This is a genomic window from Candidatus Collinsella stercoripullorum, from assembly GCF_027669965.1.
GTDB lineage: Bacteria > Actinomycetota > Coriobacteriia > Coriobacteriales > Coriobacteriaceae > Collinsella > Collinsella stercoripullorum.
On the sequence record NZ_JAQECM010000070.1, the window covers coordinates 1 to 9,314 of the forward strand.

General features: G+C 70.2%; 7 protein-coding genes. 2 read left to right on the forward strand and 5 right to left on the reverse strand.

The genetic code is table 11. The features are described from left to right. The first annotated feature begins 499 nt into the window (after window positions 1-499). Window positions 500-937 carry a universal stress protein gene (locus tag PHA29_RS09930; RefSeq protein ID WP_270849461.1) on the forward strand — a complete coding sequence of 146 codons (438 nt, stop codon included), beginning with the start codon at window positions 500-502 and terminating at the stop codon, window positions 935-937. A gap of 277 nt (window positions 938-1,214) precedes the next feature. Here the strand turns inward: PHA29_RS09930 and PHA29_RS09935 are convergent, their stop codons facing one another. The 4 genes from PHA29_RS09935 to purH all read right to left on the reverse strand — a co-directional run bounded on the left by PHA29_RS09935 (window position 1,215) and on the right by purH (window position 5,817). Then, window positions 1,215-2,282, reverse strand: a complete 1,068-nt coding sequence (locus tag PHA29_RS09935) for a sensor histidine kinase (RefSeq protein ID WP_270849455.1) — start codon at window positions 2,280-2,282, stop codon at window positions 1,215-1,217. An 8-nt stretch (window positions 2,283-2,290) separates the two neighbouring features. Continuing rightward, window positions 2,291-2,956, reverse strand: coding sequence for a response regulator transcription factor (locus PHA29_RS09940; RefSeq protein ID WP_270849456.1), 666 nt, complete (start codon window positions 2,954-2,956; stop codon window positions 2,291-2,293). Between the two features lie 198 nt (window positions 2,957-3,154). After that, window positions 3,155-3,868 (reverse strand): hypothetical protein, encoded by a 714-nt coding sequence (locus PHA29_RS09945; RefSeq protein WP_270849457.1) that lies wholly within the window; start codon window positions 3,866-3,868, stop codon window positions 3,155-3,157. A 341-nt stretch (window positions 3,869-4,209) separates the two neighbouring features. Next, a complete protein-coding gene (gene purH, locus PHA29_RS09950; protein ID WP_270849458.1) occupies window positions 4,210-5,817 on the reverse strand; it encodes a bifunctional phosphoribosylaminoimidazolecarboxamide formyltransferase/IMP cyclohydrolase in 1,608 nt (535 codons plus the stop codon). Window positions 5,818-6,310: 493 nt separating this feature from the next. Here purH and PHA29_RS09955 point away from each other — a divergent pair, with 493 nt between their 5' ends. Continuing rightward, a complete protein-coding gene (locus tag PHA29_RS09955; protein WP_270573643.1) occupies window positions 6,311-6,946 on the forward strand; it encodes a GNAT family N-acetyltransferase in 636 nt (211 codons plus the stop codon). 306 nt (window positions 6,947-7,252) lie between these two features. On the opposite strand, the gene PHA29_RS09960 is transcribed toward PHA29_RS09955, so the two are convergent. Further along, entirely contained in the window at window positions 7,253-9,163 is a 1,911-nt protein-coding gene (locus tag PHA29_RS09960; RefSeq protein WP_270849460.1) for a DUF2207 domain-containing protein, read from the reverse strand. Between the last annotated feature and the right edge of the window lie 151 nt (window positions 9,164-9,314).

Genomic DNA, 9,314 nt, shown 5'->3' on the forward strand with positions numbered 1-9,314 from the left:
ACGCGAGCCCGGCGGCGCTCGCAGAGGTCTGCCTCCCCCGCGAGCTGCTCGACGGGCTCGGCGTCCGGCGCGTGCCGCCCGCCGAGGTGGAGACGAGGCCGGAGCTCATAGGGAGGCTGCGCGCCGAGCGCGACCGCGCGGCGGGCGCGTAGAAAGAGGGGAAGACGGGCGGCGGCGGGGCGAAAACCGAGCCGGACGGGGCCTGCGCTAAGTCCGTCACAGGGGCGGGCGCGGGGCGCTCCCGCATGGCCGCGGAAGGCGCCCGGACGCCGCATCCTGCACTTACCCCGCCGGGAACGCGGGCCGCAGGGGGCGCGGAAACCCCCTCCGGCCTGCGGTAACTCCGTCAGCTGCACTTACCCCGCCGAACCTGCAGTAGAATTGGCAATCAACCGTTCACAGAATAATAAGGGGAGGCGGCGGGGCCGAGGGTATAACTGTGGAAAGCCAGCTTCGCGGCGCGCGCACGGAGGCGCACCGCATGGAGGAGGAGGCAACCATGAACGAGGGCTATTCAAAGGTGTTCGTCTCGCTGGACGGGACCGAGCAGCAGGACTTCGTCCTCGCGCGCGCCATCAAGGTCGCCGCGAACAACGGGGCCAAGCTCTACATAGGCCATGTGATCGACTCCACGGCGCTCGAGTCCGCGGGCTCCTACCCGGTCGACCTGATCAACGGCCTGGAGGAGGCGTTCCGCAACTCCATCACCGAGCAGGTCGAGGAGGCGCAGGCCAACCCCGATATCGCGGGCGTCGAGATCATCGTCCGCGCCGGCCGCATCCGCGAGACCCTGAAGGACGAGATGCTCGATGTGATCAAGCCCGACCTCGTCATGTGCGGCGCGCGCGGTCTGTCGTCGATCAAGTACGCGCTGCTCGGGTCGATCTCGACCTTCCTGCTGCGCAGCACGGAGTGCGACATCCTGGTCGTGAAGTAACCGGTTGCCCGGGCCGCCTGCCGCCCGCGCGGACTGAGCGCGCCTTCGGTTGCCCGGGCCGCCCGCCCGCCTCCCGCGCGGACTGATCGCGCCTACGGCTGCCCGGGCCGCCTGCCGCCCCGTTCCCCTCCCCATGAGAGCTTCTGAGCGCCACCGGCGCGATCAGCTCTCATGGGGAGGGGAACGGGGCGGTTCGCATCGGGTGCTTCGGCGAAAGACGCGGGGTTGAGATCGGCGCTCCGGGGAGCATGAGCCCCTCCCGGCGCGTTTCGCATGGTCAGTGCTCGAAGTAGTGCATCTTGTTCGCCGGGAACGTGAGGGTCACCGCGAAGCCCTCGCCCTCGACCGAGTCCGCCGAGACCCCGATACCCATCTTGTCGCAGAGCCTGCGGACCAGGTACAGGCCGATACCCGTCGAGCGCTTCCCGCTGCGGCCGTTCTCCCCCGTGAACCCGCGGTCGAACACGCGCGGCAGGTCCGCCTCGGGAACGCCGCAGCCGTTGTCGCGCACCGTCAGCTCGATGCGCTCGTCGGCACCGCCCTCGCCGAGCAGGCGGCCCGAGAACTCGACCACCGCCCCCTGCGGGCGCGCGTACTTCACGCTGTTCTGGATGAGCTGCCCCAAGATGAACTCCATCCACTTGTCGTCCGTGAAGACGGTGAGGTCGAGGTTGCGGCGCACCGGGGACACGTGCGCGGCGATCATGGGGCGGGCGTTCGCCTTGATGGCGGTCGTGACCAGGTCGCGCAGGCTGTGGCCGCGGATCAGGTAGTCGCGGTCGAGCGTCTCCGAGCGCGCGAAGAACAGCGCCTGCTCGATATAGCCCTCGACGCGCTCGAGCTCCTCCTCGAGCGCGTCCGCCTTGGCGACCGCCTCCTGCGGGCCCGCGCCGTCGGTCACGGCGTCGGCCAGGTTCTCCAGCATGAGGTGCGCCGCGGCGAGGGGTGACTTCGCCTCGTGCACCCAGGTCTCGACGTACTCCCGGTAATCGGCCACCTGCCTGCGGTAGGACGCTACGTCGTCGTTGGCGGCCTTCGAGATGGCGCGCAGGGCGCCGTAGGTCAGCTCGCCCTCGGCGAAGTCCGGCGGGTCGACCATCTCGGTGATCCACAGCGGGTGCTCCACATCGCTCGCGCCGTGGGCCAGGTCGCTGTAGAAGCCGCGTCGGCGGAGCCACGCGACGAGCAGCGTGAGGACGAAGGCGGCGAGGACGAGGAAGTCCGCGAGCAGCGTGACGGACCACGGGGTGCCCGACACCGCGAGCACGAGGTCGAGGGCGCCCACCGCCGCGAGCATGATGAGGATCCCGGAGAGCGCGGAGCGCACGTACATCCAGAACGACACGGCTCCCCCTACACCGAGTAGCCGCGGCCGCGGTGCGTGGACAGGTACCCCGTCACGCCGATCTTCTCGAGCGTGTTCCGCAGGCGGTTGATGTTGACGGTCAGGGTGTTGTCGTCCACGAAGGCATCGGAATCCCACAGGTCGCGCATGATGGCCTCGCGCGAGACGATGGTCCCCGCATGGTTGATGAGCAGGGCGAGGATGCGCATCTCGTTCTTGGTGAGCTCGACCTGGCGGCCGTTCGCGCTGGCGACCGAGCGCGCGAGGTCCACCTCGACGCCGTTGTGCGCCACGACGCTGCGCTCCGGGGCGGCCGACGCGCGTCGCAGCAGGGCCTGGATGCGGGCCACGAGCACCCGGGAGCTGTAGGGCTTGGGAACGAAGTCGTCTGCGCCCATGGTCATGCTCATGACCTCGTCGATCTCGGTCACGCGCGACGTGAGCACGATGATGGGGACCTGCGAGCGCTCGCGCAGCTCGCGGCAGACGAACTGGCCGTCGGTGCCGGGCAGGGTCAGGTCGAGCAGCACCAGGTCGGGGTCGGCGGCCGCGATGTCGTCGACCACCGCGCCGAAGTCCGCGCACCACGCCGTCTCGTACCCGTTGCGGGCGAGCACCTGTGCGAGCTCGGTGCGGATGGGTTCGTCGTCCTCGACGATGTAGATGAGCGGCATGGTCGGCCTCCTCGCTTCGTTCGCTACCTAGACATTATGCCGTCTCGCGAAGGCGTCGTGCGGACGGGCGGCGACCTTGCGGAGATGTAAGCCGCGGACCGGCCGGTCGGCGCGGGCGCGGGCGGCCGGCGATGCCGCGAGACGAAGGCGTCCGTGCACGCGTCCGTCTCGGTGGGCGCGAGCGGAGCCCCGACCGGGCTATGCGAAGAGCTTGGACACGCCCTGCGCCAGGGAGCGGACGAACCCGGCATCCTCCCCGTCGACGGAGGCGAGCTCCGATGCGGGGACGACGCCGTGCTCATCGGACACGAGCAGGACCGCCCCCGCCGCGTCGCGGACGGCGTCGGCGCCTGCGCGCACGACCCGGTGTCCCTCGGTCGAAGCCAGCTGCTCGACCAGCGTCGCGGCGCCGCACAGGGACTCGCCCTCCCCCGCTCCCAGGTAGAGCGTCCCGTCGAGCACCGCGCACAGCAGCTCGGGCGCGACACCCGTGCCCGCCTGCTCGCCATGGGCCTCCGCGGCCCGTGCGCAGAGGGCCTCCCGGGACGTGTCCGCGAGCGGCTCGTAGGCGCCCACCGTCATCGCGGCGTTGCCGTTCACATCGATCACCAGCATAAGCACGCCGTCGGGGTCCGGGTAGTCGCCCTCCGCGAGCGACCACTCCACATGCTGCTTCGCCCACGAGAGCACCCCGGTCGGGAGGGCGGAGCCGTTCACCGTGCGCTGCGCCAGCGCACGGATGTGGCGGTTCAGCAGCGGGACGCGCCGCCCCGCCATGCGCCAGCGGCAGACGAGCGCCGGCCTGTCGAGGCGGAACTCCTCCGCCCGCTCCTGAGCCGCGCAGAACTCCTCGTACGCGCGCTGCTCCTCGGGCGACGAGAAGATGTCGTCCTCGAAAGCCCCCATCATCATCCCGAACGCCACCTTCCGTGTCCGTCCCATACGCCGCACCCGCACGGCAGCCGCCGGTCGCGGCCCCGCCCGCCGGGTCTCGACCGTCCATGGTACCCCAAACGAAAAGCATGTCGCATCTGACACGAGGACCCCTTCCCCGGGCGCCTCGTGTCAGGTGCGACATGCTTTGCAAGGGGCGCCCGGGGCAAAAGGGGCGCCTCCGGCCCCACCGTGCCCGACGCGAGCTTCGGTACGCTGAAGGGCCCGGTCCCGGTCGAGTTCCGGGAGCAGGCCCTTCGGGAAGCCGCCTGGCGGCTATGATCTATCGCGCCCAAGTTTTGGGGCGCAGGTGATGCCGACTAGTGGCGGAAGTGGCGGGCGCCGGTGAACACCATCGCGATGCCGTGCTCGTTGCAGGCCTCGATGGACTCATCGTCGCGCTTGGAGCCGCCCGGCTGGATGATGCAGGTCACGCCGTGCGCCGCGAGCACGTCGACGTTGTCGCGGAACGGAAAGAAGGCGTCGGACGCGCAGGCGAAGCCGCCCTTCTCCCAGCCCATGCGCTCGCAGGCGTCCTCGGCGCGCTCGCAGGCGAGCAGCGCGGAGTCCACGCGGTTCGGCTGGCCGGGGCCCATGCCGATGCCGGCGTTGTTCTTGGAGATGAGGATGGCGTTGGACTTCACGCCCTTGCAGACGCGCCACGCGAACATGAGCTCGGCCATCTCGGCGTCGGTCGGCTTGCGATCGGTCGGGCAGGTGAAGCCGGCGGGGTCCTCGGCCACGGTGTCCACGCACTGCACGAGCACGCCGCCGTCGACGGAACGAAGCTCGAGGTCGGCATGGCCCTCGGCGCCGCCCGTGGCGAGCACGCGCAGGTTCGGGCGCTTGGCCATGCGCTCGAGCGCCTCATCCGTATAGCTCGGGGCGATGATGACCTCGACGAACTGCTTGTTCTCGTCGGCGAAGTGCTCGACGAGCTCGAAAGGGACCTCGCGGTTGCACGCGATGATGCCGCCGAAGGCGCTCTTGGGGTCGCAGGCGAAGGCCATGTCGTAGGCGGTCGTGATGTCGTCTGCCGTGGCGGAGCCGCACGGATTCTGATGTTTCAGGATCACGCAGGCGGGACCGTCGAACTCGCGCACGAGGTTCCAGGCGGCGTCGGCGTCCAGGTAGTTGTTGTACGACAGCGGCTTGCCCTGGATCTGCTCGGCCCCCACCAGCGGGTTCGCCGAGGACCCCTTCTGCGCGAAGCCGTCCGCGAAGCGGTAGATCGCGGCGGTCTGCTGCGGGTTCTCGCCATAGCGCAGGTCGTCGACCTTCTCCAGGCGCAGGTCGAACGACGCGGGCGGCTCCGTCTGCTCGGACGCCTGGGCGGCGAGCCACGTAGAGATCGCGGTGTCGTAGGCGGCGGTGGTCTGGTAGACCTTCAGCTGCAGGCGGCGGCGGGTCTCGAGCGTGGTGGCGCCGTCGTGCTCGGCCATCTCGGTCAGGATGCCGGCGTAATCCGCCGGATCGGACACGACGGTCACGGAGTCGGCGTTCTTCGCGGCGGAGCGCAGCATGGAGGGACCGCCGATGTCGATGTGCTCGATGGCGTCGGAGAAGGTGACGTCGGGGTTCGCCACGGTCTTCTCGAACTCATAGAGGTTCACCACGACCATGTCGATCATGCCGATACCGTGCTCGGCGGCCTCTGCCATGTGCCGGGGGTCGTCGCGGCGGGCGAGAAGGCCGCCGTGGACCTTGGGATGCAGGGTCTTCACGCGGCCGTCCATCATCTCGTGGAACCCGGTGTACTCCTCGATGGGGACGACCGTGACGCCGCCCTCCTCCAGCGCGCGGGCCGTGCCGCCCGTCGAGATGATCTCCACCCCGTAGACGGTCTGCAGCTCGCGGGCGAACTCGACGACCCACGTCTTGTCGGTCACCGAGATCAAGGCGCGCTTGATCTTCACGTCAGTTGCCATTGAACCCCCTCTTGTCCGGCACCCGCGGCGGTCTGTGCCTTCAACGGGCGCATGTTCACCCACCTAATGTAGCGCATCGGCACCGGCAGGAGGACGGGGGCTCGCGAATTGCACGCGCTCCTCCGGCAACGGCGCGCGACGGACGGCGCATGCACGCCCCCGGGCAGGGCGGCCCCTCGCCGATCGGGCCCGGGCCATGCGCGCAGAAGGCGCCCGGCGGGCGATGCGCCCCCGATGGCAGGGGCCGACCCGGGCCATGCGCGCAGGGGGCGTTTCCCACCTCGACGGCAGGTTGCCCGAGCTCGCGCCCCCGGGCCATGCGCGCAGGCGTCCCCGGCTGCCGAATTTGGAGAAATTGCCGAGACGGCGTGACGCTTTGGCGGATTCCCGCCGCTTGCCCCGGGGTGTCACGAAGGCACCATAACTCCCGGTCGAACGCGTGGTACAACCTACAGCGTCAGGCAACGGGGCCGCGGTTCGGAAAGGGGCGCGCATGGTTTCCAAGGTCCTCTATCGACCGTTCGAGGAATCCGATTTCGACGCGATCGCCTCCATGCTGCAGAAGATCTGGCACACCTCGGCCGACGACGACGCCTACAACTTCCTCTCCGCTTGCGACGACCTCGCCTACTCCCTGTCCGTCTCCACCTTCTCGCAGGTGGTGGTCGTGGACGACGCCCCCTGCGGCATCGTGCTGGCGCGCGCCGCGCAGGACCGCTCGCCTCGGGCGGGGCGCTGGGAGCAGGCGGAGCACGACTTCCTCGCCCAGATGCGCCGCGTCGACCCGGAGGAGACGGAGCGCACCATGGCGTTCATCCGCTCCGAGCACGCCGTCAACAGCGCGATGCTCGAGGACAGCGCGCTGGCCGACGCCGACGAGATCACCCTGCTCGCCGTCAGCGCCGAGGCGCGCGGCATGGGCATCGGCGGGGTGCTGCTGGACGCGGCGGTCTCCTACCTGTCCTCGCACGGCGCCCGCGCCGCGTACCTCTACACCGACACGAGCTGCTCGTGGTCGTTCTACGAGCGCCACGGCTTCACGCGTGCGGCCTCCCACCGCTCGACCCGCGAGGAGCGCAAGTTGCTGCCTCGTGAAATGTACCTCTACGGTCTGGACCTGTCGGCCTGAACGAGGTCTCATAAGATGTCCCGCGATGCCTTGGGGCAGCTTGGCGTCGCACGGACGGTCCGGGGTTCCCGGACAGGCATACGGGAAGCGCATCGGCTTCTGCGGAAGGGGTCCTGCGGGACCCCTTCCCTTATCACGCGGAACCTCGCACGACGGACGCGCGGTGGGAAAATAGGGACAGGCACTTTTTTCCCACGAGGGCGCTGCACCGGGAAAATAGTGACAGGCACCTTTTTTCCCTTTTTTCCCACCTGGGAAAAGGGTGACAGGCACCTTTTTTCCCACCGCACCATCCGACGACGGCCCCTAGAACGTGCCGCCACCGCCGCCGCCTCCGCCACCGCCGCCGCCGACGGAGAAGCCGCCGCCCAGGCCCGCACCCGAGCTGTCCAGGCTCGACGCGAGCGCGCCCATCGAGACGGTCTGGATGTGCCCGAGCTCGTGGACGGGGGAATGCAGGCCCCCGTGGGGATAGAGCCACCAGTAGACCGGGAAGTAGTACCCGCCCTGCGCGTCCTCGCGCAGCTCCCGGGGCACCGCCTCGGCCAGCTGCCGCAGGACCTCGTCGGAGACCCCGAGCGCCACGGCCATCACGAGCAGCCTGTCCCACAGGACGAGGTCGGACGGCACAGCCTCGCCCAGGCGCGTGAAGTCCTCGAACCACCGCTTGAGCGCCTCGCAGCGCTGACGGAGCTCCACGCCCTCCTGCGAGTAGACCCGGTACGTGCACGCCACGGCCACGGCCGCGCCGATGAGGATGAGCGAGACGGCGAAGGTCGGCAGGCAGGCGAAATCGACCGCGATGAAGAAGATCAGCGAGGCGAGCGCGAGCGCGCCGCCGATGCCGATCGCGGCGGCCTTGACCCCGTCGCCGCTCGATGCGACGAGCATCCGGCTCTCGAGCGCCCCGGAGACCTCGGCTCGATAGTCCTCCAGATGCTTCCGGTACGCCTCGGGGTCGTCCTCCGCACGGTCCTTCATCTGGCTGAACAGCACCTCCTGCGGGGCCTCGGGGGCCTCGTCGAAGTAGATGCGCAGCGCCGCGCGGTCGATGGCCTCGGCCACGCGCGAGCGGTCGATGACCGACAGTCGGAAGTCCTGCTCCTTCTTGGTGCCGAACAGCCCGCTCGACTCGGAGGTCACGGGATCGAGCGCGACGGCGCGCTCGTCGGTGAGCTTCATGAGGGTCGCCACGAGCGCCCGGTCCGGCACCGACCCGCCCTCCATGAACGCCGAGATCACGGCGGGATGGTCGGCGGAGGGAAGGTCGCGGAAGTAGGTCTCCGTGAAGACGGGCTTCGGGTTGCGACCGCGGGTGAGCTTGAGCGCGACCATCGCCGCGAGCAGGATGGCGGGCAGCGCCACCTGGGCGACCCCGCCGACCGCGAGCACCGCCCGCGACCGCGCGCGGAGCGCGTTGGCCTCATCGGCCCACGCCTGCTCCTCATCGAGGATCGTATCGAGCCGGGCCTCCCCGGAAGCGGCGAGACCGGGCACCCACGACGTCGGGAAGGCGACGCGGATCTCGGCGAACGTGCCGCTCGCGACCTCGGGGGCGGAGCAGGTCACCTCGGCCGTGTCCGGGAAGCGGTCCACCCGGCCGTCGAGCGGGCCGTGGACCCAGGTGCGGAAGTTCCCGTCATCCGCCGCCACGCCGGACGCCGCGGCGCCGGCGAAGGACACCGTGAGCTCGACGTTGTAGGACGAGTCCTCCCATCCCTGACCCACGAACTTCCAGTAGAGCTCCGCGGTGTCGGACCAGCTCGCGACCATGCCGTCGATCGTGTACGCCACGCGCACCTCCGCGGTGTCGCCGTCCTCCTCGGGTGCGAACACCTTGAGCTGCGTATCCTCGTCCGAAGCCTGGACCGTGAAGACGCCGTCGTCGCCCTCGGAGGCGGACTCCGCCCGGGTGAACGCGCGCTCGCCGCGCGCATCCGACACCGTCACCGAGCCGACCTCGACGGACGAGGGGACGCCCTGGGCGTTCACCGTGCGGGCGATCTCCCAGAACACGCCGTTCACGTCGTCATCGAACTCGAAGGTGCGCGTCTCGACCACGTCGAGCGAGCCGTCCGGGTTCACAGTCGCCTCGATGCGGACCGGATCCATCGCGGCCGCGGCGGCGCGCGCGGGCGCAACGGAGAGCGCGAGCACGCAGGCTGCGAGGACGGCGAGCGCGACGGCGATGCGGGCGCGCGCGGGCTGTGCGTTCATGGCTTGCCTTTCGTCGGGTTGCACGGCCGAGGCTCTCGGCCTGCGCCCATTGTACCCGCCCACGGGAACGGTAGGGAGCACGCGCCCGTCGGCGCGCGGGCGGCGGGGCGGGAGGGACGGCCGCCGGGGCCGCCGGCGTCGGCGCGGGCGG